Below are 25,102 nucleotides of genomic sequence, written 5' to 3'. Positions count from 1 at the left end.
ATCAGATGAATGGATCTTTCAATGTTACGGTCAAAATTTCCAGTGCTTGCGCAGTCTAATGACGGCTACCCGTTATGCTATTTAGACACCGCAGCCACTAGCCAAAAACCGCAGCAAGTGATCGATGCCATGAATCACTATTATCAGGTCGACAATGCCAATGTACACCGGGCTGCGCACCAGTTATCGGCACGTGCGACCACTCAATATGAAGCGGTACGCGACAAACTATGCCAGTTTATTCAGGCAAGTCGCCGCGAAGAGATTATATTTACCCACGGTACAACCGAGGCCATTAACATCGTCGCCAATGGGTTAACGCTACAGCTTAAGCAGGGCGATCTGATCTTAATTGATACCGCCGCCCATCACGCCAATATCGTGCCTTGGCAGGAGCTAGCTAAACGCACAGGCGCGATTATCAAGCCACTCCCGTTGACCGTAGACTGTCGCTTAGACACCGCTGCATTTGATAGCTTGTTACTCGAAAAACCTGCGATAGTGGCACTGAGCCATGTTTCAAATGTATTAGGTACAGTGAACCCGGTGAGTGAGTTAGTCGCCAAAGCAAAGCAAGTCGGCGCGATAACCTTGGTTGATGGCGCGCAAGCGATTGCGCATATGAGCGTTGATGTGCAAGAGATCGATTGTGATTTCTACGTATTCTCCGGCCATAAGATGTACGGCCCTACAGGCATCGGTGTTTTATATGGCCGCTTTGAGATATTAGATAGCCTAAGCCCACTCATGACCGGTGGCGAGATGATTAAAAGCGTCAGCTTTAGTGGCACCGAGTTTAATCAACTGCCGAATCGACTCGAAGCAGGTACTCCACCAATAGCCGAAGTTATCGGTCTAGGCGCCGCCATTGATTTCATTAACGCCTTGCCCACAGAGCAAGTCGCTGCAGCAGAGCAAGCGTTACTTATCTATCTGCAAGATTCACTCAAAGCCTTAGGTGATGTGGTACTTTATGGCGCCCACAGCGACAATCTCGGCGCCGTCGCCTTTAACCTCGCAGGTGAGCACCATCAAGATGTTGGGATCCTACTAGACCAGCAAGGTATAGCGGTACGCTGCGGTCACCACTGCGCCATGCCTCTAATGCAAAACTTACAACTTAATGGCTGCTGCCGAGCCTCAATAGGCGTTTATACTAATAAGGCAGATATCGACCGTTTCATTGCAGCCATGCAGTCCGTGAAAGAGTTATTGCTTTAAGAACGGTTAGGAGCTGGGACGGTAGCTGTAGAGACAGAAAGCCGGTAAATGCTAAGACGGTAGCTGCAGAGACGGAAACGGCTAAGACGGTTAAGAGCCGATGCTAGGTGCTAGGAAAAGCACGGTTAGAAGCTGGGACGGGAACGGCTAGGACGGAAAAGCAGGGAAAGCAGGGAAATCTAACAGCAAAGTCGAGAAGACGCAGCTTATCAATTAAATTAATTTCAAATAATCATTACGTTAAAGTCAGGTCCGGTATGAGCCAGCAAGTCCAACCCACTACAATAGAGTTTTTAGCGTTAGAACTTAATCAATCTGCTCAAGCAACGCTGGAGCTATTTGAACAAGCCAACAACTGGCAAGAGCGCTATCGTCAGATAATGTTGCTCGGTAAAACATTGCCTAAACTCGATGAGTGTTTTCGCGTTGACACTGCGCAAGTACGAGGCTGTGAGAGCAATGCTTGGTTGTATCACTGCGAGATTGAGGGTAAACATTACTTTCTAGCCGACAGCGATGCCCGCATCGTTAAGGGGCTTATCGCGTTATTATTAATCGCCTGTAATGGCAAGACCAGCGCAGAGATCACCGATTTTGACCCTAAGCCGTTTTTTAAGCAGCTAGGACTCGAGGGGCAATTAAGCCCATCACGCACCAATGGTTTGCTGGCCTTAGCGAACGCGATCAAGAGTGAAAGCGAGTAAAAACCTCAAGCATCAGCACGCGAACCGATAACTCGTTAGTCAACGCGTCATCGGTTCTCTCTGCTCAGTAATACTTTATCTAGCTAACACTTAATCTAAGTAACGCTATGCTCTTTAGACTGCTGCCTTAACTCGGGTTTTCCACTGCCAGCCAATCAAGCCTAAAATCAGCAACACACCGACAAAGCCTGTACTGAAGGGATTAAACAGTACCCACGGCGCAGCGGCAAATGCCAGCATACGTTCAAGCTTTGATAACGGTCTCAAAAGATAACCCTCTATCGATATGGCGATAGCAACAATAATCGTTGCCGTCTGCACTATGGCAAACCCAAATGCCATCATCCCAGCCTCTGGATTGAGCAGGTCGGTATAAGCCATCATGATCGGGATCATAAACAGCCCGCCCGCAAGTTTAAACGCTTCAACAGATGATTTCATCGGATTGGCATTGGCAACACCCGCGCCAGCAAAGGCTGCCAGCGCGATAGGTGGCGTGACATTGGATGTTTGCGATAACCAAAACACAATCAAATGCGCAGTGAGCAGAGGTAGACCAAAGTCTCCGAGCATAGGCACCGCCATGACTGCCAGCACAATATAAGCTGCGGTAACGGGTAACCCCATACCCAGTACCAATGCCACAATGCTGATTAAGCCCAGCGCCACCAGCATATATCCGCCGGAAAACTCCATCACAAATTGAGTAAACTGCAGACCGATTCCGGTCTGGCCTACCACGCCAACAATAATCCCCGCCGCGCCACAGGCGACCGAAATAGGCAATGCCATTAACGCGCCGTTTTTCATACCAGAGATAAACTTACTCAAGCCAATACGGCTGTGCTTACGCAGCGCCGCGGTCAGTAAAATCGCCGCACAACCGGCAACACCCACCAGTAATGGCGAATACGCCATCATCAGTAAGGTGGTAATAATCCCCAGCGGAATAAGATGGTGAGCCCCGTCCTTCATTACGCTAATAACAGCCTCAGTACGACTCGCAGCTTGTAGATTTAACTTACAGGCCATCAGGTGCACGTATAGCAATGTACAGAAGAAGTAGAGAATAGCAGGCGCTATTGATGCCAGCATAATGTCGCTATAGGGTACCCCCGTAAACTGTGCCATTACAAAGGCACCCGCCCCCATAATCGGTGGCATGATCTGTCCACCCGTTGAGGCCGCCGCTTCAATTCCCGCAGACTGCTCCGGCGTATAGCCGAGCTTCTTCATCATTGGAATCGTCACCGAGCCCGTGGTGACCGTATTCGCAATAGCAGAGCCTGAGATAGAGCCTAGCCCCGCTGAGGCTAACACCGCTGCTTTAGCTGGCCCGCCACGATATTTCCCCGCGATAGAAAACGCCAAATCGATAAAGAACTTACCCGCACCAGTCACCTCTAAGAAGGCGCCAAATAACACGAAAATAAATACCGTTGTCGCGGCAATACCCAGCGCCGAGCCAAACACACCATTGGCGGAGAAGATCTGAAACTGAACCAACTCTTGTAAAGAATACGCTTTAGTTGCCAACGCACCTGGCAGCATATCGCCAAAAGCACTGTAGGCTAGAAACAAGCCTGCGATAAGCACCATCACCCAACCGACTGTGCGGCGGCAACCTTCGAGCAGTAGCAGTACTAAGGCACTACCAGCCACTAAATCAGCTGTGCCTAGGCCATACAGCAGATGATCGATATCGTTATAATCGAAAATCAACATACGGTAGCCTGCAAATACCGTTAAGCCACACAGCGCTAAATCAGTTACCCGCCCCAACATATAAGCTTTGTTATACCGATTGCTTATCAATGGATAATGCAAAAATATCAGTACCAATACCCAGCATAGGTGTACTGGACGAAAGTAAGTTGCCGAGATAGTGGATGTAACGCCTTGCCAAATTTGGAAAGATGAAAGCGCTACCGCAAGCGCCAAAATGAGATAACCAAAAATCTTTACAGCGGTTTCATAAGCTAAGGTCTTATCCACTACATTACTGTTTTTAAGCTGTTCGGCCGGAGTTGTAGCAAGGGGTTGGTTAACCTCTTTGTCGTCAACTGGGGTCATAATTTATCCTTGAGGCCATTGAGTTTGCACCAGCCAACTCAATGGCCTAAATAACGCAAAGGCAACTACTTAGTTGCCTTTGTCGATGTTGCAATGCACTTATAGAATATAAGTGCCAGTGATTAAAGAGATTATTTGCTAAGAGAGTCTAAGTACTTTTGCGCGCCAGGATGTAATGGCACCCCTTTCAAGCGATTAGCATTTTCAGGTGTCGTAGCGTCCGCCACTTTAACCACTTTCTGCACTTCACCCATATTTTCAAAGGCTGCTTTAGTCAGATTAAATGCCATCTCATCACTCATTTTGGCACTGACAACAATCACATTCCACACGCTTAACGTCGATACTGCAGCAACATTGTTATACACGTCGCTTGGGATCGTGTAGTTACTATAAGCTGGATTTTTCGCGATAAATGCAGCGCTTTGGGCAGCAGATACTGGGATAATATTAATCTTATGGGTTAGCGCAACTTGAGTCACAGCGCCAACACCTTGGCCGCCAACAATAAAGCCGGCATCTATTTGACCGTTCGCTAATGCGTTAGTCGTTTCGGCGTAATTAAGATAAACCGCGGTGATATCTTTTTTAACATCAATACCGATTGATTCAAGCAATGCTGCTGAAGTCACAGCGGTACCACTTGCAGGAGCGCCCAAAGAGATACGCTTACCCTTGAGATCAGCCAGAGAGGTAATGCCTGATTTTTCTAAGCTGATGGCGTGCACTAGATTTGGGTAGAGTGCGAACAGAGTTTTCACTGGCATGGCACTTCTAAATTTACCTTCGCCTTTATAGGCATCGAGTACTACATTGCCCATGGCGATCCCGGCGATCATATCACCGCGTACCACCTTGATAGTGTTCTCTACAGAAGCTGCTGTCACTTCCGCTTTAACATTCACTTCAGGCACTTTATCAGACCATACTTTGGCTAATGCCCCACCAAAAGGGTAATAGATCCCGCTTTGACCACCGGTGCCAATCGAATAGTTTTCGGCTTGAACTGACGCTGGCAATACCAATAGTAGTGCAAGTGCTAACGCGCGATGAAACATAGCCTTCCCCTTAATTTTGTTAACTTTCATATATTAGACTTTGATTTAAAAGCCTTTAATTATTAATAATTTCACTTCAATTTGGCCTCGAATAGTCACTTAAGGCTCAATCATTGTCAAGATATCGAATAGTCGAAGTCGATAGGATACTATGGGGGGATAACAATAAAAGTAACCTAATCAATGCCTAGTGTGGGAGAAACCGATGCAGCAATTAATTAATCGACGTCAACTTATTAAAGGTCTTGCCGCGGGTACGCTCTTGAGCCAGCTTGGCCCTCTGCCCGCATTAGCCAAAGAGCATAAACGCCTGTTTGTCGATGGTCTTTGTTTTCTCCCCGATGACCTCGCTGATTTAGCAGCGTCAAACATTGATGCTTACCTTTGCGATATCTCAGCCATTGAAGCGATAAAACAACCTGATGGCACCACCAACTACAAACGTACTTATCAAGCTTGTATTAAAAGCATCAAAGCGGCAAAAAGCCGCGTTGAAGCCAACAGCGATAAACTCATTCTTGGGCTTAACGGCAATGACATTAACCGAGCCAAGCAAACTGATCGCACTGTAGTGTACTTCCAGATCCAGGGTTCGGATTGCGTCGAGGGCAGCATTGATAATGACTTAAGCCAAGTTGACGAGTTTCATCGCCAAGGGTTAAGAGCGCTGCAACTGACTCATCATTACGGCAATAAATTTAGTGGCGGCGCACTTGATAATGATGCCAGTGGCGGGCTTAACCTGCCGCTAACCAAAGCAGGTAACACACTAATTAATAAGCTGAATGACAAGAATATCCTGGTCGATGTTAGCCATTCAAGTCCACAAGCGGCGCTAGATACCGCCAGAGTTAGCCGTATGCCCATAGTGCAAAGTCATGGCGCGGTGCGTGCTTTGGTCAATCATGCCCGTTGTAGCCCAGATGAGGTGATTAAAGCGATCGCCGACAGCGGCGGTTTATTCGGCGTGTTTATGATGAGCTTTTGGCTAACTAACGACAAAGTGCCAACCGTTGATCACTACATTAACCATCTTAAACATGTCGCTAATGTCGGTGGTATTGATGCTGTCGCCATTGCCAATGACTACCCACTGCGCGGCCAGAAAAACTTGCTCAAACTGAACAACAATAATGCCGAAGGGGTAAAACAGTACCTTGGTTGGTGGCATAGTCTGCGCGAGAAAAAGGTCCTTGGTTACGATGTAGAGCCTGAACATGTGGTGATCCCTGAGCTTAACCATATCGATCGCATGAATCGAATTGACTTCGCCTTAGGCAAAGCCGGCTTTAGCGGTAATGATCGCGATAAGATCATGGGACAAAATTGGCAAAGAGTACTGAGTGATGTGTTGATCTAAATACATTGGCTTATATAATTTAAACCTACAAATAAAACAACTATACCCGTTCTACGTGAAAATGCAGGATTCAGTGGGAGTTTAATGGGCTTTAATCACAGGTTCATTGCTCCAGGCTGAACCTAAGCACCTACATCCATGTATGCGAGGCATTGATTACCACTAATGGTCGTTCCCTTAGTAAAATCAATAACACAGAGTAAAGCCCATTAAAACCCATCAACGAAGGCGTTGTGCAAGCCCACTTCGTTGTTGCACTAACTTAAAAGGGAATAACCATTTCTATGTTAATGCGCCTAGAATTGAACTCGCACAATGCCTCTGAAACGAGCATATTCAAGTGGAACGGGTATAGATAGGACACCTATTCATGGACAGAACTTTAAGCAACGGCTCTTTAAGTAACAGGCCTTTAAGCACGATCACGCCAGTGATAGAAACAGAAAGAACTAGCCTGTTAATGTTAACCTCTGTTGACGCTGAGCTCATACGAGATTACTACCAGCAAAATCAATCGCATTTAGCGCTGTGGGAGCCACTACGATCTGAAGAGTTTTATACCATCGCATATTGGCAACACCAACTTACAGAGAACCTTAAGCAGTATGAGGATGGCAGCGCACTAAAACTTGTCGCGCTCAACAAAAGCCAGACAGAGATCATTGCGGTGTGCAACTTCAGCAATATCGTAATGGGTATTTTTCAGGCGTGTAATCTCGGCTATTCTGTCGCTAAGAGATATGAAGGTCGTGGCTATATGTATGAAGTCCTGCAAGCTGCCATTAACTATGCCTTTGATAGCATGGGCTTACATCGCATCATGGCAAACTATATTATCACCAACAATCGTAGTGCCGCAGTGCTCGACAAGTTAGGCTTTGAGCAGGAAGGAATCGCCAAGTCTTATTTGAAGATCGCCGGTCGCTGGCAAGACCATGTACTGACGTCGAAGATTAACCCAAACGTTCATCCCTAATACCAGTATACAAAACGAGAGCCACTATGAAAGGATTCAGCATCAGTACCGATAACAGCCAATTTGAGTTTGATGTTATCTATCAATTTATCTCAAACAGCTATTGGGCTAAAGGGATCTCCAAGTCGACTCTAAAGAAAGCTATTACTAATAGCTTATGTTTTGCCGTGTTTAATCAGCAGCAGCAACAAATTGGCTTTGCCAGACTCATCACCGATAGAGCAACATATGCCTACTTGGCAGATGTCTTTATCCTAGAAAGTTACCGTGGTTTGGGTTTAAGTAAGTGGTTAATGACCCATATCGTTGCACACGATGACTTACAGGGATTAAGGCGCATCGTATTAGCGACCAAAGACGCACATGGTCTATATGCTCAGTTTGGTTTTAAAGCGATTGAAAACCCCGAAACGTTAATGCAAGTCTGGCAACCCAACATCTATCAATCGTAATGTCAGGTGGTGGGATTATGATCTGCAGTTCACTTTATATTTTCCCATGACTCATCATAGACATCGATAGCCTTTGATCGTTAAAGTGACACTAGACCCATTTGTAGAAATGAGCACGAAATGCTAACCACACTCGCCATTGAAAACTATCGCTCTTTACGGAATGTCACTATTCCCTTGGCACGACTCAATCTCGTCACGGGTGCTAATGGCAGTGGCAAGTCCAACTTATACAAAGCATTACGGCTGCTGGCGCAAACAGCCCAAGGTGGTGTGGTCAATGCCTTAGCGCTAGAAGGTGGTTTAGACTCAAGCTTCTGGGCAGGACCAGAGACATTGTCACGGGCCATGCTAGCGGAAGAGGCGCCAGTAGAACCCAGCGTAAGGCAACAGGTCAAACGGCTAAGGCTCGGCTTTGCTAGTGATGAATTTAGTTACTTGATTGAACTCGGACTGCCAAAACCAGACTCCACCACCTTGTTTGGCTTAGATCCGCAGATTAAGCGTGAAGCTATTTGGGTAGGTAACTCCTATCGTCCAAGTACGGTATTGCTTGAACGCCGCTCAGCATTAGTCAAAAGCCGCACCGAAGGCGCAAAACAAGCAGGCTGGCAAACACTCAATGTGCACATGCAACATAGCGACAGTATCTTTACTGAACTTGCCGACCCCGAGCGAACGCCCGAGGTGATACGCCTACGAGACAACATTCGCGCCTGGCGTTTTTACGATCATTTTCGCAGTGACAATGACGCCCCAGCCAGAAAGCCACAGCTAGGCACTCGAACCCCTGTGCTGCACCATGATGGTAGAGATTTAGCCTCCGCTATTCAAACCATCTTTGAAGTGGGCGATCGTGATGCATTCGATAGCGCCGTCAGTGATGCTTTCCCCGGCGCACATGTGATTATCGAATATGAATCTAATGGCATGTTAACCGTTAAGTTTCACCAACACGGTCTACTTAGGCCGCTCAATGCTGCAGAACTATCCGATGGCACGCTGCGTTACCTGTTGCTCGTTGCTGCTTTGCTAACACCAAGACCACCCGAGTTAATGGTACTCAATGAGCCAGAAACCAGCCTGCACCCCGATCTACTGCCAGCATTATCTCGGCTTATAGTGAAAGCATCAGAGCGCTGTCAGTTATGGGTGGTGTCTCATGCGAATAGATTGATTAATTCGTTAAATCAGTTTGAAGATTGCAACTTGATTGAGCTAGATAAACAACTCGGGCAAACAGAGATTATTGGGCAGGATATTTTGACTAAGCCAAGTTGGCGTTGGCAAAACCGCAGCTAAGGTGCTGCGGCAATGTTCTTTGTCGGAGAGATGAATCTAGCAACAAGTTACAGTGAAAAGTTAGCAATGGTCTTTTGAATGCCGACCACATCTGTGCCTCGTTTTAACTCCTTAACTAACGGCTCTTTTTGACCCGAGATCCACAATTTTAGCTCTGCATCCATATCAAATCTGCCCGCTGTTTCTACCTCAAAATGGGTTATCGCTTTATAAGGCACTGAATGGTAGCTAACCTTTTTCCCCGTCACTCCCTGCTTATCGATTAAGATCAGGCGTTTATTGGTAAAGACAAACATATCTCGAATCACTTTGTAGGCTAAGCTCAGCGACTCATTGTCAGCCAATATCGGGCTAAGCTCTTCTGTCAGCTCTTCAAGGTTAACCTCTGAAGCATTTCCCATCAGCGAATCTAACAATCCCATTTTATTTTCCTTAATATTGAGTCAAAGTATTCACAGCCACAAATCAATGCAGTAGATAAGAACTTAACCGCTATTGCTATATTAATCCAATCAAAATCGTCAAATACAATGAGCAAGTCACGGGTAAATATTTATGGGTTAACCCACAATTTAAGCATCATAGAAAAGCACCTAGCGGTCGGTAAACAATTAGGTTTGATCGCTTTAGAGACGTTTTTGGACAGAAATGCGTTACGTTCAGGCAAAGGTGGTTTCAATGACCTGCGGTCGGCGTATGTGCAGACGCTACTAAGGCACGCTTTGCGCCGTCAGACCTCCAAGGACGGAGGGAATGCCAAATTATGTATGGAACAGAAATGGCCATGTCCGCTCTGCGGTTTCCAACAACTTCCATGTTTAACGGCCAGTTCGATACCCCTATCTCTCGCTCAGAGAGTTTTACAATGCGAAACTTCGCCCTGAAACCGAAGGCCTCAGCCGCATATACACCAGATTAGAAAAGTACAATCATTCGTCATTTGAGTTTTAAATATACAGTCAATAAAAAGAAAAGCTGTCCTGTTTTTATCTCTTAGGTGAATATCAAGAAACTGACTGAGACAATTAAACAAGAAGCACCAAGAAGCCTGTAAAATTTTCTAGCTTTACTCACTCCTTTTTCTTTGTCTTTTGCGTGCTCATATAGCCAGCGTCCAGTTTGACCATCAAACGCTAAGATGAACTCTGTTGGTATCAGGAGCAACGCGACACCAATTACTGCAATGACAATAAACATGAAGGTAACCATAGTTCGAAACTGTTAGCAGGCTAAATATAGTTGACGATGATAAGCGACGAAAGAACAAAAACCAACTGTATTTGTTCTTGTTTAACAGCTTGTTAGGCTATGATGCTTTCATAACCTTTAGAGGCCATTACAGGAATGAATTCAGTAATTGAATAAGCTACAGCTCCACTTTTAACGAATGGGTCTGAGTTTAGAACCTGTTGAAGCTCATACTCACTCGCATGTTGTGAAATAAGTATCCCCCCTGTTCGAGGTACTTTTCTGCCTCCAAACATCAGCTTGTTTAATTTATATTCTTTTTCCAGATAACTCTTATGATGTGCAGTTAGTTCCGGTGTGATTTTTTCCATGTCAGTAAAACTCATATCTACTAAATACATATAATTCTCGCTTTCTAAATAGATTAATATAAAATCGCTACTTATTTCGTAGCAAACTATACCGCTACTTTTTTAGAAGCGCAATGATATGACAACACCACTACCTAAAAAGTTAGTAAGAGGATCAAGTTCGGGTGTAGCTATCATGGCTGTTTTTGATTTGCTAGGTCGAAAATGGAACATGAGAATTATGTGGGAACTTAACTCCACTCCTCTCAGTTTTAGAGGATTACAAGAGCGATGTGACGGTATGTCGCCATCTGTTTTAAACACTAGAATTAAGCAATTGACTGAAGCTGAATTGGTTTTTACAACATCTGAAGGCTATAAATTAACAGAATTAGGATTGTCCTTAATGGATACTCTAAATCCGTTAAGAAATTGGGCTGCCGAGTGGGAAGAGAAGGTTGCAAAGTAGCCTAACGCCACAATCAGCTAAAATTCTATAGCCACCCATTATCAATCAGCAACATACGGATCTATTTCCATTGCAAGATGCACAACTGTGATTATCAAGCCTGTAGTTCGTGTATGAGTATTGTTTACCTGGATAAAAGGCAATAACAAAGTAGGTTAAGCGGAAAACTGGTGAATTTTAGACATAGTAAGTTTGCTTTTAGAATGCTTTAAAAACAGAAGGGGTTGTTATGTTGGTGGTTCAACTTGCCGAGAGGTACTGACAGCTACTAGCAAAGTGCCGTCGTCGCTTTTCTAAATGTTCGCAATAATGGGTTAGCTCTTGTAACGACCCGACTGGACCAAGGAATAGTTTACCAAAATCAGTCGTAATCTTGAGCCAGTTGTCGCTAGGAATGTTGAGTCTATTCAGTATCTTTTCTGCATTATAAGAAATTGCGCCTCGTTTATCATCTCGAATGATCCGACCCGTTTCATCAACAAGTATCAAGTAATCTTGAAGCGAGAAGTTGATACCTTTTGGCTGATTGTTTTTTTCATTACCGATAAAAGGTAAAAGCTTGGCAGGTTGCTTACCTTTCAGGGCGGCATTCACTCTCAACTGCAGGCTGGTGTAGTCTGACGTCTCAGGCGTTTTAGCCACCCTAGCACGAATAGGGTTCAGCTCGACATAAGCCATACAGGCCAGCACGGCAGCTTCATCTAGCAATGCCTGACTTTTAAAACGCCCTTCCCAGAAATGCCCTGTGCAGTTATCTTCAAAATTAGCTTGCCTGGCAATAGGTTCATTAAGACAACGCATAAACCAACTTATATCACTTAATCGTGAACGGTATGTCGCAATCAAGTGCTTTAATGGAATGACCATGCACTCTTCAATCACTTCACCTTTAGAAAATTTCTGTGTTAAATCAGTACCGTTAAATAACTTATGCCATTGAATGACCACCTCTCTATCTGACCATTGATTCGCGGTTTCGAGGTCGATATAAAGCACAATATGTAAATGATTACTCATCACTGCATACGCAGCTACGTCAATCGCGAACACTTCTGTTAACTTCAGTATTTGTGCTTCAACCCAACCCCGGCGATGGTCATAATTCTTGCCCGTGAACTTATCATCTCCGCATAGAAAGGCGCGCCGAACCACGCGGCTACAGCAGTGATAATAAGGAGTGTCTTCTAGGCTAATGAGCGTACTTCTCGGCCGGGGCATAACAATCTCCAACTTAAGCAATACCTAAAGCTTAGTAAGAGGCACAAAAACATGCAATTAATGATGGGTGTCTTTGGTTGATCTTGGGCAAGAAACTAAACAGTTTTTGGACTTAAACGCGTTACCTTCAGGCAACAGTGGTTCCAGTGGCCAGTGGCAGAAAACACGAAAGTTCAACTATAAATTCAAACTAACAGATAGCCCAATCTCCCCAGTTGGAAATTTAGCTGTTTAAATTTCGCCGGCGCGCTGAGGGATTGACTCTTATGAAGTAAAGAGCGGGCGCAAGCGCTTTTCCCCTTGGCTTGGGGGTGGCGAAGCGCCACGACTTTGACTTAGGTTTAGGTTTAGGTTTAGGTTTAGGTTTAGATTTAGATTTAGATTTAGATTTTGATTTGGAGAAACAATTGCGAGTAAAGACCCAAACCATTTTGGGTCAAAAATAGCTAACCATTACTCAGAGCGTACCTGTCTGTTTTCGGCAACCACTAGCATTTCGCATTTAGGGCAATCGAAAACCAGCTTCAATACATCTTTGCCTATCTCTAATACCATAGGATCAGCTTTAATGCCAGGAACCTCTTTCGGGCATAAGTTGAAATTAAAGCGCAGGCAGTGCTTAGTCACCATTAATGGTACATCTTCAGTAACGCCATTTTTCTCGTAGGTATCTTGAATCTCAATCACCCCGTGACGCTGATAAAACGTCTTGGCTTTGTCGTTAGCGACATTACCTAAATAGCTTAAATGCTTCACTGGATACACAGCGTCTTGATTGTACTTCCACGCTTTAGGGCGTTGATAACCATTAACGCGAGCGAGCTCTAATGCCGCGACAGTATCACGGCGTAAGCCGTTCAGTACTGACGTTGGGATAAACCAAGCTTGCGCCGTGTCAATACTCATCGCACGTACTTTAAAATCGGTACTGCCGAGTTTCCCTAACTGCTTGCGTAGCCCCAGCATTGCCTTTTCAACATCAGTTGCGGGCGTTTTTTCGAACACTAACGTTTGCACCGCACTGTGACCGTAAATATCGGTCATTGTCAGTGACACACCATCAGGAGTATCAGCTAACACTACATCAACGCCAATAATCCGCTTAGCCGACTCTTTAGCTAATACCGCTTCAAATGCTTGGTTATGATTACGATAAATAGTCATACCGACTTTGAGCTCTTTTGGCATCCGTAATACAAACAACTTAAGGCCATCGGCGCGATTAACCCGCAAGCCTTTCAGTTTGTCATCTGACTGCTTAGCTTCGGCAAAATTGCTCGGGAAAAAACATAAACCATCGCCATTATTAAAACTGTGCTCAGAGCTGACCTCGATAAAGTCACTACCAATGCGTTTAACGATGCCGATCTCTTCGCCAATATATTTGGGTGAACGAAAGTCATTCATCCCCTGGCTGCGTTCATGGACAAAGTAGTCTGTTTTACCGCGGTTAAAGGTTTTTTCAGGATCTGGGGTAAAGCTATGTTCGCAGCGACCATGGGAAGAGGCACTGAACTCTGGGCGGGCTGCAATGATCTTGTCCAGCGCTTGACGATAATGCGCCGTCACGTTTTTTACGTAGCTCAGATCTTTAAGGCGCCCTTCAATTTTAAATGAACGTACGCCAGCATCGATAAGGGCTTCAAGGTTATCGGTTTGGTTATTATCTTTTAATGATAAAAGGTGTTCATTTTGCGCAAGCACTTCCCCTTGGCGGGTCTTTAAATCACCCGGAAGGCGACATAATTGTGAGCATTCACCGCGGTTAGCGCTGCGATTACTGAAAGAGTGGCTTAAGTTACACAAACCGCTATAAGCGACGCATAACGCTCCATGAATAAAGAACTCGATTTGCATATTGGTTTTAGCTGCTACATCTCGAATTTGGCTTAAACCAAGCTCTCGAGCCAGTACCACTTGTGAGAAGCCGACTTGCTCTAAAAAAGCGACTTTTTCTGGATTGCGGTTATCCATCTGTGTACTAGCGTGCAGCGCAATTGGCGGTAGATCGAGCTGAAGAATACCCATGTCTTGCACAATTAGTGCATCTGCTCCGGCTTCATACACCTGCCAGATGAGCTTTTGCGCCGCATCGAGTTCATCTTCATTCATCAAGATAGTGTTAATAGCAACAAACACTTGCGCATGATATTGATGAGCAAAGGTACACAATCTAGCAATGTCTTCAACGCTATTGCCTGCAGTAGCACGGGCACCAAAAGCGGGGCCACCGATATAAACCGCATCGGCGCCATGACGGATAGCTTCAATACCAAAGTCAGCGTTTTTAGCGGGCGCTAACAACTCAAGTCGGTTAGATTTCCGCTCAAGTGGTGGCAGAGGTGCGCTATCAGGCTTGTCATTAGGGCTGAAGATACCAACATTGCTCATAAATAAATCACTCAAAAATGGGAACTGTATTATTTTGGGCGAAGATTATAGCAAAAAAGCAGCGATTTGGCGTTAGCTAATATAATCGGTATATAGCTTTTGCTCACTGCCATCATTGACTAATCAACTGTGATACTTAAACAATTGATACGATGGTTGTTATCAAACGCTAGCTAGAGCGTTTTATTAAGTAAACAGATCGAACGCGTTGCCCAGCGCTGAAGATTTACCCTTATAAAACTCGGTATAACTGCAATTTGAGCAGGTAACCGCATAGTATTTTTTATTCTGCATATCGAAAATACGCGACCAAAACCCACCCGAGACACGGATCTCGCCCGTATCAAACTGTTTATTATTACACTTCAAACACGTCCACTTATCATGTTGCATAGCTGCTCTCTTCCTTGTTGATTAACGGTTTATGCTGGGCGATGACTAATGATGATTAGTAATGTACCGCTAACCAGATGGTTTCGGTTTGCTCACTTGTCCAGGCCACTCGATGTTTTACATGTGCGCCAATATTGATATGTTCACCCTGGTTTAAACTCACAACTTTGCCCCCCTCGAACTCAAGCCTTGCCGCTCCTTGCATAACCATCACCCACTCATTGCGGACTTGATCATACCATTCCCCTTCAGGCGTTACATGCGCTGCCGAGACAATGCGTTCGATTAAAACGCTGTCAGTTTTCACCAACGGCTCAAACTGTTCCAGCGTTAAATCGTTCGGTAGATTATCGAGAATATGATGTTTTTCCATTGTGCTCCCAGCTTTCTTTACATTTGCTCCTTCTGGAGCCACATACGCTGCCAAGACAATTATCTCAATTAAGACAGCATCTGTTTTTACCAACGGCTAAATTTGTTCCAGCGTTAAATCGTTCGGTAGATTATCGAGAATATGATGTTTTTCCATTGTGCCCTCAGCTTTCTTTACATTTGCTCCTTCAGGAGCCACATACGCTGCCAAGACAATTATCTCAATCAACACTGCATCAGTTTTCACCAATGGCTGAAACTGCTCTAAGGTTAAATCACTCGGTATATTATCGAGAATATGATGTTTTTCCATTGTGCTCCCTGCTTTCTTTCAAATGCCGACTTTAAATTCCGACGACAATACTCTTGCTCACTCTAATTCCCAAGCGCTTGGCAAGACGATTTAGATTGGCTCGATCCATCTGCAACTGCTTGGCGGTTGCCGACCAATTACCCTGTTGCAGGGTTAGCGTCTGTAAAATCAACTGCCGTTGAAAGTCATCGATTTGCTGTTTAAGGTTGCCACCATCTTCGGCTGGCAGCTTCTGCTGTAATGGATCCTGCAATTGATTAGCTGTGGTTTCGCTTAGGCTGGCATTGGGCAAAAGTAGCGCAAGATGGGTAATGCCAATGCGTACAATAGCAGCGGTACTTTCGCTTCTCGCTCTAAGGGCTGCGCGGCTAATAACATGTTCCAGTTCGCGAACATTACCCGGCCAATCATACTGATTGAGCATTTTCATCGCACTTGGCTCTAAGGTCAGTTGACTCATGCCCAGTTTGCGCCGCGTTAGCTCGATAAAGTAACCGCTAAGTAAACTAATATCCTCATCACGCTGCCTTAATGGCGGCACAATGATGGGATATACACTCAGACGATGATAAAGGTCGGCACGAAAACGCCCCTGTTCAACTTCCACTTTAAGCTGTCTATTAGTTGCTGCAAGAATACGCACGTCTACATAGTCAACCTCATCTTTACCCACCACTTGGATCTCTTGATTCTGCAAAGCTCGCAACAACTTACTTTGTACCGCCAGTGGTAACTCGCCAATCTCGTCGAGAAATATTGTGCCGCCGCTAGCGAGGCTAAATTTACCAATGCGGTTTCGATCGGCGCCAGTAAATGCCCCTTTAACATGACCAAATAGCTCGCTTTCAATCAGGCTTTCAGGCAGTGCTGCACAGTTCACATAGACTAAAGGGCCTTCACTGCGGCTCGATTGCCTATGCAGCGTCCTAGCCACTAGCTCCTTGCCAACGCCTGTTTCCCCTTCGATTAAAATGGAAAAGTTAGAGGCTGCTACCATCTCTATTTCACGTTTTAATTTAAGCATGACCTCACTATTGCCTATCAGCTCACCGCCATCTTTGACTAAAGCTTCATGGGTTAGCTCCGCTACTACCTGTTGATTATGTTTTGAATGCTGTTCAAGTTGTTGCAGCAAAATAGCGGTGTTTAAGGTCGCTGCGGACATCGCCGCAATAATGTCTAACGTTTGCTTGGGGATCTCATCAAAGACATTGGGAAGCATGCTGTCTAAGGTCAAAACACCAATCAGCTTGTCGTCACAAAGCAATGGTAGCCCCATGCAAGCGTGTACTGGCAGATCGCCACTGTGGGACAGCAGTAAACCATCATAAGGATCAGCTAATTCACTATCAGCTGCAAACCTCACCGGTGTTTTCGACGCACAGATCTGCTCAAATCTTGGGTGGGAGGCCATCTCAAACCGGCGACCTAATGTCTCTTTCGTCAAGCCTTGCAGTGCCAGCGGTTTTAAGTAGTTACCTTGCATATGCAATAACACCACAGCATCACAAGCGACGGCGTTACGCACGGTATTGAGCAAGCGATCAAACCTGTCTTTAGTTGTCAGACTATTGGTAAGATCTAAGGCTAGTTGGACTAAGGCGGCTGAGGATATTTCACTCACAAGAATTGTAAACTCAATCAATTATCACTGCAGCCACCATACCACGGCTCCAAACAGTACTCAAAATACGACTCCAAACGACCCTTAAGAGTCATAAAGACTACAAATTAACGAGGTCTAAATGACTACAGTGGTGTACAGAACAGTCTGAAATTGAGTAACCATCACGACTTTGAACATTGGCACATTTATCGCAGTGTCAAATTACGTTTAATCAAGATAGATCTCCATGCAATCAATTACAGAACCTAAAACTAAACAAGTACTCTCCGCTAGTGGTGAAGTTGAACAGGTTGCGCTGCAGCCTAAAAACCTATTCAGCCAACTGAGCGATATGCCTTTGTGGGACTTGGCTTTTAGACCCTGGTTTTTAGCGGCGGCGCTGTCGTCGGTAGTCAGCATCACGCTGTGGATATTGTTTCTTCATGGGCAGTTTCTCGGTCTTGCGACTGCAGGATTAAGCCCTGTCATCTGGCATATCCATGAAATGCTGTTTGGTTTCGCTGCCACGATAGCGGTCGGTTTTTTACTGACAGCCGCTCAGACTTGGACCAATCGCCGTAGTATTAATGGTTTTGCCTTGATGCTGCTCACTGTGATTTGGCTGCTGGTACGGGGGTTACTCTGGTCTTCAAACCCCAAGCTGCAGTTAACTGCAGTGGCTTTACAAGCAAGTTGGTGGCTTATCTCAATTGGCTATATTGCTTCGATGGTGATTAAGGCTAAAAGCAGCCGTAACTATCAATTTATTCCGCTACTGACCGCGATGATGTCTTTTAACATTGGTTTTTTACTGGCCGATATCTATGGTTATAGCGAGCTTGCCCTGCATCTATCACGTTGTGCGATTCTGCTCTTTTGCTTACTTGTCGGCATCGTCGGCGGACGAGTGATCCCATTTTTTACCGGCCGTGGCGCTGAAAATGCCAAGGTAAAGCCCACGCCAAAACTCGACAAATGCTTGCCTTGGGTCTCTTTATTAGGCCTAGCTGTCTTCTTTATTAACGACTTTATTGAGCTGCCCTTTACTGCGGCTCCACTACTGATCTTAGCGGGAGTTTTACACTTACTACGCATACTGAATTGGAATAGCACAGCGACATTGAAAGTGCCGCTACTTTGGTCTTTGCACGGTTCATATTTTGCCTTAGCCATCGGACTCATCGCACTGGGTGCAAGTTACCACATTGACGTGTTGCGCTTTGCTGATGCATTGCATCTCATCACTATTGGTACCATTGGTGCGATGATCTTAGCCATGATAGCTCGCGTATCTCTCGGGCATACAGGTCGAGCGCTTAAGCCTCATTTTTCAATCAACATAGCGTTTATGCTGATCCTGATCGGCGCACTCGCACGGGTTGCTTTACCCTTGCTGCAACAACCTATTCTTGCATGGGACATTAGTGCGCTTTGCTGGATAGTTGCTTTTGGCTTATTCATTTGGCATTACACCACAATACTTTTTAGTGCGAGGCAGAGCTAGGCTCTACCTTCGGTCGCTCGCCATCTGCTGGAATAACTTAGCAGTTGGCGTTGCAGCCATTCCCCTAAGTAGTTATACCAATTCCCTTAAGTCGTTAATCATTTAGCGGCTATTAGAGAAAGTCGCAGATCTCTGCCAGCGCTTTCTTTTGTAATGCGTGCTCTGGCACTGTCGCATCTTCGCTTGGGTAGCCAGCTATGATCAACATATACGGTCGCTCATTTGAATTATCTCGACCACATACTTTACTTAAGAATGACATAGGCTTTGGCGTATGAGTTAAGGTGCCTAAGCCTGCATTGTGCAGCGCTTGGATCAAAAATCCAGTCGCGATCCCAACCGATTCATGCACGTAATAATTGGTTTTTTGCTCGCCTTCATCTTCGCTGCGTTTTTTGCTGAATATGGCGATTAGCCAAGGGGCATGTTCTAGATAGGGTTTATCAGCATTGGTGCCTAACGGTTTAAGTGCATCGAGCCACTCCTCTCCCGCACGTCCGGCATAAAAAGCCTGCTCTAATGCTTCAGCTTCATGGCGTATTTGCGCCTTAATTTCAGGACTATTTATCGCTACAAAATGCCAAGGTTGATGATTGGCACCATTGGGCGCAGTGCCCGCCGCCAAGATGCATTTTTCAATGATCTCTTGCGGTACCGCCCTGTTAGAAAACTTTCGAATCGAGTGACGCCGCTTCACCTCAGCATAATTTCGTTCTGCCCGAGCAAGCATTTCATGTTCAGGGTATTCAATAAAGTCAGTTAATAGATGATGAGCTTCTGTCATTGAGTCTTCCTACCTTGGTAATGCATCTTGTTTATCACGCACATAGTTTAAAATGAACAACTTGGCCTAGGGTGTAATTTCAGTTTTATGCCAATCCTGCAACATCGAACTTGCCACCAACAAGGACTACTCCGCCTCTAACAGCTGCTTTAATTTCACTAACCCTTGATTGAGATCGTTTGCAATCATGGTTTCGAAATCTAGAAATAAAAACATCAGGTTCATAGGATAATCTAAATGGCCATCGAAGCCCCACTTCAGCAATGTTTGATTGTCAGCCATAGCTGCGGTGCTCATAAAAGCAGGATCGGTTGACTCAAATGGAGCATAAAATCGCAGTTCAAAATCAATGCGCTTGCCCTCATCAATACGCATTATCTCCTGCTCGCCAATACCAACTTCCTCTTTATCACTTTCCCATCGAGACACAAAACCTACGGTTCCGTCAGTGCCGCGATAGCTTTTTTTCATATCTGGGTCCATTTGTGCCCAGACGCTAAAGTTATCTTGATTCTTTAGCTGCTTCACGTAGCTAAACACCTCTGACACTGGTCTATCGATGGTGATTTGGGCCACTACCGAATACTCTTTTTGAACAAACAGCGCGATGACAAAGGGCAGTGTGATTAACACAAGCACCGCTAATGAGAATTTTTTCAGCATAATTTTACTCTTTATAAGTGATTAGTTTTTGATCTAAAAATTACCTTCATCAATTAAGAGTATACAAATAATTAACATAAGAACAGTGGTGGCATTTTGGTTCAATATCAGCAAACGCCTAATTGATGCGAACCACCAACTGCAATAGATGTTCTCGGGCTGAAAAATAAAAAGGACAAGCCATGCTTGTCCTTTTTTATCTGCGACTAATTACAGCTAGTTACAAGCCTAATCTAGCCATCAGCTTTTGGTTTTCCACTTCGATATGTTTATAAAAGTCACAATCAGACAAGCTTGATGCCGCCGCTTCATCTATCACTAACACCACATCTTGATGCATCTGCAGTGCGGAAGCTGGACATGCAGCAGTTAATGGGCCTTCTACAGTCGCCTTAATAGCTTCAGCTTTATTTGCACCAGTCGCTAATAAAACGACTTTTTTAGCATCCATAATCGTACCAATCCCCATCGTAATCGACAGATGCGGCTGATATTCATCGGCTTCAAAGAAGCGAGCGTTATCTTTAATCGTCGCCTTGGTTAAGGTTTTAACTCGGGTACGCGACAGCAAACCCGATGACGGCTCATTAAAGCCAATGTGACCATTACGGCCTATTCCCAATAACTGAACATCAACACCACCAGCGGCCGCGATCTGCTCTTCGTAGCCTTGGCACGCCGTAATTGGATTAACCGCGTCGCCAGGAGGCACATGAGTATTAGCTTGATCGATATCGATATGATCAAATAGTTGCTGCTTCATAAAATAGCGGTAACTTTGCGGGTGCGTTGCCGCTAACCCCAAGTATTCATCGAGGTTAAAGGTGGTGGTTTTGGCAAATGAGATTAGCCTAGCTTTAGTCGCTCCAATCAACTGCTGATAGAGCGATACCGGCGTTGAGCCTGTTGCTAACCCCAGTACTGAATCCGGTTTTTTCTGCAATTGTTTAATAAAAATATTTGCGCCATAGGCCGCAACTGCCGCGCTGTCTTTTAATATTACGATTTGCATAAAAGGGATCCAATTAAAGTGAGAAATTAGCCGATACTGTCGAACTGTACTCGCCAAAACAGAGCATGAAATATGCTCTTATGAGATAGCTATCGTACTACCAGCTAAATATGTAACATTACTATAACCTCAAATGACAACGCTGTCATCTACTGTTATTGCGGCAATCACCAAATGACCATAGCTTATCAATTAAACACGACAGCTCTCATTTGCGAGGAGCACGTCAATTGGGATGAGGTGCGTTGCCATAAGAGTTTACGTATACCCATTCTATCTGAGGATTCAGGATTCAGTGGGATGGGTATATAATCATGCTAAGTTAAGATTAATAGCAATCAAGCTAATTAAGAGCGACATCAATGGCCTCGATCACCCTAGAAAAAGTAGAATTAACTGCAGCGCCAGACAAGCATCAGCACTTTAAAATCTTTAAGCCCTACGGTTTTTTAAGCCAATTTGTGCCCGAAACGCGTAAAAGTAAAAAGCTGTTGGCTGAACTATTTACGTTCCCCGAAAAAACCATGGCTATCGGCCGCCTTGATCACGACTCCGAAGGGTTACTACTACTAACGACCGATGGCATGATGAGTCACTTGATCCGCAGTAAAAAAGTCGAGAAAGAGTATTATGTTCAGCTTGATGGCGACATCTCTGCCGCGGCAGTGTTAGCGCTACAAAACGGTGTTGAAATTGGAGTGAATGGAGAAAAATATCAAACCTTGCCCTGCAAAGCATTCAAGTTAACGCAGGAACCACAGCTGCCTTTGCGAGGTCGGAAGATCCGTGATCCAAGACACGGTCCAACAAGCTGGGTGTCTATCACCTTACGTGAAGGCAAAAACCGTCAGATTAGAAAGATGACTGCTGCAGTAGGTTTTGCAACACTAAGGTTGGTTAGAGTAAGAGTTGGCGATATCGACATCACAGCAATGCAAGCTGGCGACGTCATTCCACTTTCAGATTTTAATGCAGTGCTAGGCCGTTAAAGAAACGGCCTAAACTAGCCGTTTGTACAGCTGGCTTTTACAAAAAAGTGTTCAAGCTCTGCAGCCAATTTTGGCTTACTAAACAAATAGCCCTGAGCTTCATCACAACCATTAGCAGCCAAAAACTTCGCCTGCTCTAGTGTCTCTACCCCTTCGGCAATCACTTTTAAATTAAGTGAATGGCCCAGTGCGATTACCGCTTTGGCAATAGCTGTATTATTGACATCATCAGGGATATCCCTCACAAATCCTTGGTCGATTTTCAGCTTATTAATCGGCAGCTTTTTGAGGTAATTGAGAGAGGAGTAGCCAGTACCAAAGTCATCAATAGACAACATTATTCCCATTTCACCCAGCTTAACCAGATCGCGTCCAACGGACTCGGGATCGGACATCATGCAACTTTCGGTGACTTCAAGCTCCAATCTATTTGCCGGTAAACCCGTAGCTTTGAGCACTTCTGCAACCTCGTTGACAAAATTACGTCGCTGTAACTGCGGCCCGGCGACGTTGACGGCAATACGCACAAAATCTTTGCCCTCGGCGAGCCATCTCACCCCTTGCTCACACGCTTGTTGTAATACCCAACGGCCAATCTCTTGGATTAAACCAATTTTTTCAGCAACGGGAATAAATATCGCCGGTGATATTGGCCCCAATAAAGGGTCCTCCCAACGCAGCAGCGCTTCAAAGCCGCTTAACTGCTGAGTGCAACAATCAACCTTCGGCTGATACACCAAATACAGTGCCCCAAGCGACAGCGCATCATGCAGTGCGCTTTGCAATTTAAGATGTGCAACTGATTCATATGTTAATGATTGAGTATAAAAGGCGTAGTTATTACGTCCATCTTGCTTCGCTCTATGCATAGCGGCATCAGCATTGACCAATAATGTACTGGAATCACGACCATCTTGGGGGTAAATAGCCATCCCCATACTGGCCGTTAAACGCACAGATGCACTATCACCAAGTAGAAAAGGTTTATCAAAAACCTGTTGTAGCTTGCTGATCCGCAGCGACAACATATCGCTACTTTCAATATTTGGCAGGATAACCGCAAACTCATCCCCACCCAATCGTGCAACGGTTGCTAAGCTGCCTAGCGCTAGACTAAAGCGCTGGCTAAGTTCAACCAACACCTCATCCCCCATAAGGTGACCGTAGCTGTCATTAATCTGCTTAAAAAGGTCCACATCTATATAAACCACGCCAAGCTGGTATTCACTTCTATTGGCCAGCCGTATCTCCTGCTCCAAGCGAGAAGTTACAGCCATACGGTTGGGGAGTTTGGTTAGTGGATCATGAAAGGCTAAATGAACTAGCTCGGCTTCGTTCTTTTTCTGTGTCGAAAGATCAGCGAAAACAGCAACGAAATAGCGGATCTGATGTTCATCACCATAAACTGCGCTAACCGTTAATAGTTGCGGGAAAACGGCACCATTTTTACGGCGGTTCCATATTTCACCATGCCATTTTCCCGTGCTTAAAAGCGATTGCCACAGTTCGTTAAAGAACGCTTTATCATGGCGTCCAGAATTAAACATTTTCGGGTTTTGACCGAGCAACTCACTTTTCTCAAATCCAGTGATATGGGTGTATGCCCCATGGGCATCAATAATGTTGCCATCAACATCAGTTATCAATACTCCTTCCACCGAGTTTTCAAACACCCGCGCGGCAAGCTCTAACTGATCTTGCGCTGCCTTATGTGAGGAGATATTACGAGAAATACCAATGATGCCAGCTAATTCTCCCACATCACTCACCACGGGCACTTTGGTGGTTTCTAACCATGATTCAACATTATCGATATCCAGGCCTTTACACTCTCCGGCCGTCACTTGTACACCTTTGGTAATTGACTCTTTATCACCATCAACAAACTGTTTAGCTAACTGAGGATTAAATAGCTCTTCATCGGTATGGTTGAGGATCTGCTCAGATGATTTATCCCAAGCGATCTCGACACTACGGTTGACAACAACATAACGCCCTTGGGGATCTTTCATCCATACATGTTCTTTCATCGAATCGATGAACTGTTGCAGAGTCACCGCAGTTGTATCAATTTTAGCGTCATTATCTCGTTGAATGCTGTCCCGATAATGGCGATAGAGACTCGCTAGATCGAGCTCAAAACTATCGGCGCACTGCTTTAGTAATAGTCTTAAATCGGCTTTATTGAGTGGGAGAGCTTGCTTTGTTAGTGTCGTAAGGCATAGGTAGCCGAACAGGGCTTGGGAAGGCCAATGGATTGCCACGCAGCAGCTTACGCCTAATTCAAATAATCTATCATTGGCAGCAGGTTTACCATTTAATGCCGTAGCACTAGAAAAAGAAGATGTTGATAGCGAGTCATTGAGGTCTGATTTGGCACAAACTTGACAAAGATTTTCTAAGCTTTCAAGATTAATGCCCGCCGCCGAAAATGGCTCTAGACAATCATCTTGATTAACCTTTAATAGACCGACTCCACAACCAGAAATACGCGCCAGCATATCAATGGACTTACGCCATTGAGCTTGCTGAGTCGTAGAGATCTCTATCGCTATCATTCAACACTCCATCCAAATTAATGCGAACGAACTACCTGACTAATAAGTCACTAACATATAACTTGCCACAATATCCTGTAAGAGCAAACATTTACAGCCAAAAAAATATTTATTTAACCTTGAGCTGGTTCTTAACCCTAAAGCGC

25 protein-coding genes are annotated in these 25,102 nt (G+C 45.0%); 10 read left to right on the top strand and 15 right to left on the bottom strand.

Annotated elements, in window-relative coordinates:
* Positions 1-9 precede the first annotated feature (9 nt).
* Positions 10-1,221 (top strand): cysteine desulfurase, encoded by a 1,212-nt coding sequence (locus tag JK628_RS04120; RefSeq protein ID WP_202288010.1) that lies wholly within the window; start codon positions 10-12, stop codon positions 1,219-1,221.
* 257 nt (positions 1,222-1,478) lie between these two features.
* Positions 1,479-1,925 (top strand): SufE family protein, encoded by a 447-nt coding sequence (locus tag JK628_RS04115; RefSeq protein WP_202288009.1) that lies wholly within the window; start codon positions 1,479-1,481, stop codon positions 1,923-1,925.
* Positions 1,926-2,039: 114 nt separating this feature from the next.
* On the opposite strand, the gene JK628_RS04110 is transcribed toward JK628_RS04115, so the two are convergent.
* Together JK628_RS04110 and JK628_RS04105 are read right to left on the bottom strand one after the other, a co-directional pair.
* The gene (locus JK628_RS04110) at positions 2,040-3,998 is read right to left on the bottom strand and encodes a TRAP transporter permease (RefSeq protein WP_202288008.1); all 1,959 of its coding nucleotides are present in this window, start codon (positions 3,996-3,998) and stop codon (positions 2,040-2,042) included.
* Between the two features lie 131 nt (positions 3,999-4,129).
* Positions 4,130-5,056 carry a TAXI family TRAP transporter solute-binding subunit gene (locus JK628_RS04105; protein WP_202288007.1) on the bottom strand — a complete coding sequence of 309 codons (927 nt, stop codon included), beginning with the start codon at positions 5,054-5,056 and terminating at the stop codon, positions 4,130-4,132.
* Between the two features lie 205 nt (positions 5,057-5,261).
* Here JK628_RS04105 and JK628_RS04100 point away from each other — a divergent pair, with 205 nt between their 5' ends.
* From JK628_RS04100 to JK628_RS04085, 4 genes are all read left to right on the top strand, one after another.
* Positions 5,262-6,416 carry a membrane dipeptidase gene (locus JK628_RS04100; protein WP_202288006.1) on the top strand — a complete coding sequence of 385 codons (1,155 nt, stop codon included), beginning with the start codon at positions 5,262-5,264 and terminating at the stop codon, positions 6,414-6,416.
* Between the two features lie 370 nt (positions 6,417-6,786).
* Entirely contained in the window at positions 6,787-7,392 is a 606-nt protein-coding gene (locus tag JK628_RS04095; RefSeq protein WP_202288005.1) for a GNAT family N-acetyltransferase, read from the top strand.
* A gap of 26 nt (positions 7,393-7,418) precedes the next feature.
* The gene (locus JK628_RS04090; RefSeq protein WP_202288004.1) at positions 7,419-7,844 is read left to right on the top strand and encodes a GNAT family N-acetyltransferase; all 426 of its coding nucleotides are present in this window, start codon (positions 7,419-7,421) and stop codon (positions 7,842-7,844) included.
* A 120-nt stretch (positions 7,845-7,964) separates the two neighbouring features.
* Positions 7,965-9,146 carry an AAA family ATPase gene (locus JK628_RS04085; protein WP_202288003.1) on the top strand — a complete coding sequence of 394 codons (1,182 nt, stop codon included), beginning with the start codon at positions 7,965-7,967 and terminating at the stop codon, positions 9,144-9,146.
* A 47-nt stretch (positions 9,147-9,193) separates the two neighbouring features.
* Here JK628_RS04085 and JK628_RS04080 read toward each other — a convergent pair whose 3' ends face one another.
* The 3 genes from JK628_RS04080 to JK628_RS04070 form a co-directional block, all read right to left on the bottom strand.
* A complete protein-coding gene (locus tag JK628_RS04080; RefSeq protein WP_202288002.1) occupies positions 9,194-9,568 on the bottom strand; it encodes a PH domain-containing protein in 375 nt (124 codons plus the stop codon).
* 571 nt (positions 9,569-10,139) lie between these two features.
* Positions 10,140-10,343: a hypothetical protein gene (locus JK628_RS04075; protein ID WP_202288001.1), complete on the bottom strand. Its 204-nt coding sequence runs from the start codon at positions 10,341-10,343 to the stop codon at positions 10,140-10,142.
* 104 nt (positions 10,344-10,447) lie between these two features.
* Positions 10,448-10,735, bottom strand: coding sequence for a YciI family protein (locus JK628_RS04070; RefSeq protein WP_202288000.1), 288 nt, complete (start codon positions 10,733-10,735; stop codon positions 10,448-10,450).
* Between the two features lie 88 nt (positions 10,736-10,823).
* Here JK628_RS04070 and JK628_RS04065 point away from each other — a divergent pair, with 88 nt between their 5' ends.
* Positions 10,824-11,153, top strand: a complete 330-nt coding sequence (locus tag JK628_RS04065; RefSeq protein ID WP_202287999.1) for a winged helix-turn-helix transcriptional regulator — start codon at positions 10,824-10,826, stop codon at positions 11,151-11,153.
* 240 nt (positions 11,154-11,393) lie between these two features.
* Here JK628_RS04065 and JK628_RS04060 read toward each other — a convergent pair whose 3' ends face one another.
* Positions 11,394-12,371: a transposase gene (locus JK628_RS04060; protein ID WP_202287998.1), complete on the bottom strand. Its 978-nt coding sequence runs from the start codon at positions 12,369-12,371 to the stop codon at positions 11,394-11,396.
* Between the two features lie 311 nt (positions 12,372-12,682).
* Between JK628_RS04060 and JK628_RS23430 the strand changes: the two genes are divergently transcribed.
* Positions 12,683-12,817, top strand: a complete 135-nt coding sequence (locus JK628_RS23430) for a hypothetical protein (protein ID WP_272931643.1) — start codon at positions 12,683-12,685, stop codon at positions 12,815-12,817.
* 7 nt (positions 12,818-12,824) lie between these two features.
* Here the strand turns inward: JK628_RS23430 and JK628_RS04055 are convergent, their stop codons facing one another.
* The 5 genes from JK628_RS04055 to norR all read right to left on the bottom strand — a co-directional run bounded on the left by JK628_RS04055 (position 12,825) and on the right by norR (position 17,464).
* Positions 12,825-14,762, bottom strand: coding sequence for a peptidase U32 family protein (locus JK628_RS04055; RefSeq protein ID WP_202287997.1), 1,938 nt, complete (start codon positions 14,760-14,762; stop codon positions 12,825-12,827).
* 186 nt (positions 14,763-14,948) lie between these two features.
* On the bottom strand, positions 14,949-15,155 hold the full coding sequence (locus JK628_RS04050) for a zinc ribbon domain-containing protein (RefSeq protein ID WP_202287996.1): 207 nt from the start codon (positions 15,153-15,155) through the stop codon (positions 14,949-14,951).
* Positions 15,156-15,210: 55 nt separating this feature from the next.
* Positions 15,211-15,528 carry a cupin domain-containing protein gene (locus tag JK628_RS04045; protein ID WP_202287995.1) on the bottom strand — a complete coding sequence of 106 codons (318 nt, stop codon included), beginning with the start codon at positions 15,526-15,528 and terminating at the stop codon, positions 15,211-15,213.
* A 96-nt stretch (positions 15,529-15,624) separates the two neighbouring features.
* Positions 15,625-15,840, bottom strand: coding sequence for a hypothetical protein (locus JK628_RS04040; protein ID WP_202287994.1), 216 nt, complete (start codon positions 15,838-15,840; stop codon positions 15,625-15,627).
* A 31-nt stretch (positions 15,841-15,871) separates the two neighbouring features.
* On the bottom strand, positions 15,872-17,464 hold the full coding sequence (gene norR / locus JK628_RS04035; protein ID WP_202287993.1) for a nitric oxide reductase transcriptional regulator NorR: 1,593 nt from the start codon (positions 17,462-17,464) through the stop codon (positions 15,872-15,874).
* A gap of 229 nt (positions 17,465-17,693) precedes the next feature.
* Here norR and JK628_RS04030 point away from each other — a divergent pair, with 229 nt between their 5' ends.
* A complete protein-coding gene (locus JK628_RS04030; protein ID WP_202287992.1) occupies positions 17,694-18,950 on the top strand; it encodes an NnrS family protein in 1,257 nt (418 codons plus the stop codon).
* Positions 18,951-19,062: 112 nt separating this feature from the next.
* Here JK628_RS04030 and JK628_RS04025 read toward each other — a convergent pair whose 3' ends face one another.
* The 3 genes from JK628_RS04025 to nagB form a co-directional block, all read right to left on the bottom strand.
* Positions 19,063-19,734, bottom strand: a complete 672-nt coding sequence (locus tag JK628_RS04025) for a nitroreductase family protein (protein WP_202287991.1) — start codon at positions 19,732-19,734, stop codon at positions 19,063-19,065.
* Positions 19,735-19,860: 126 nt separating this feature from the next.
* Complete coding sequence (locus JK628_RS04020) at positions 19,861-20,397, bottom strand: SRPBCC family protein (RefSeq protein ID WP_202287990.1); 537 nt, start codon at positions 20,395-20,397, stop codon at positions 19,861-19,863.
* Positions 20,398-20,617: 220 nt separating this feature from the next.
* Positions 20,618-21,409, bottom strand: a complete 792-nt coding sequence (gene nagB, locus JK628_RS04015) for a glucosamine-6-phosphate deaminase (protein WP_202287989.1) — start codon at positions 21,407-21,409, stop codon at positions 20,618-20,620.
* Positions 21,410-21,771: 362 nt separating this feature from the next.
* On the opposite strand from nagB, the gene JK628_RS04010 reads away from it, so the two are divergent.
* Complete coding sequence (locus tag JK628_RS04010) at positions 21,772-22,398, top strand: pseudouridine synthase (RefSeq protein ID WP_202287988.1); 627 nt, start codon at positions 21,772-21,774, stop codon at positions 22,396-22,398.
* Between the two features lie 14 nt (positions 22,399-22,412).
* Here the strand turns inward: JK628_RS04010 and JK628_RS04005 are convergent, their stop codons facing one another.
* Positions 22,413-24,956, bottom strand: a complete 2,544-nt coding sequence (locus JK628_RS04005; RefSeq protein WP_202287987.1) for a putative bifunctional diguanylate cyclase/phosphodiesterase — start codon at positions 24,954-24,956, stop codon at positions 22,413-22,415.
* Positions 24,957-25,102 lie beyond the last annotated feature (146 nt).

Source organism: Shewanella sp. KX20019 (genome assembly GCF_016757755.1).
Taxonomy (GTDB): Bacteria; Pseudomonadota; Gammaproteobacteria; order Enterobacterales; family Shewanellaceae; genus Shewanella.
This window is presented reverse-complemented; position numbering and strand designations above follow the sequence as displayed.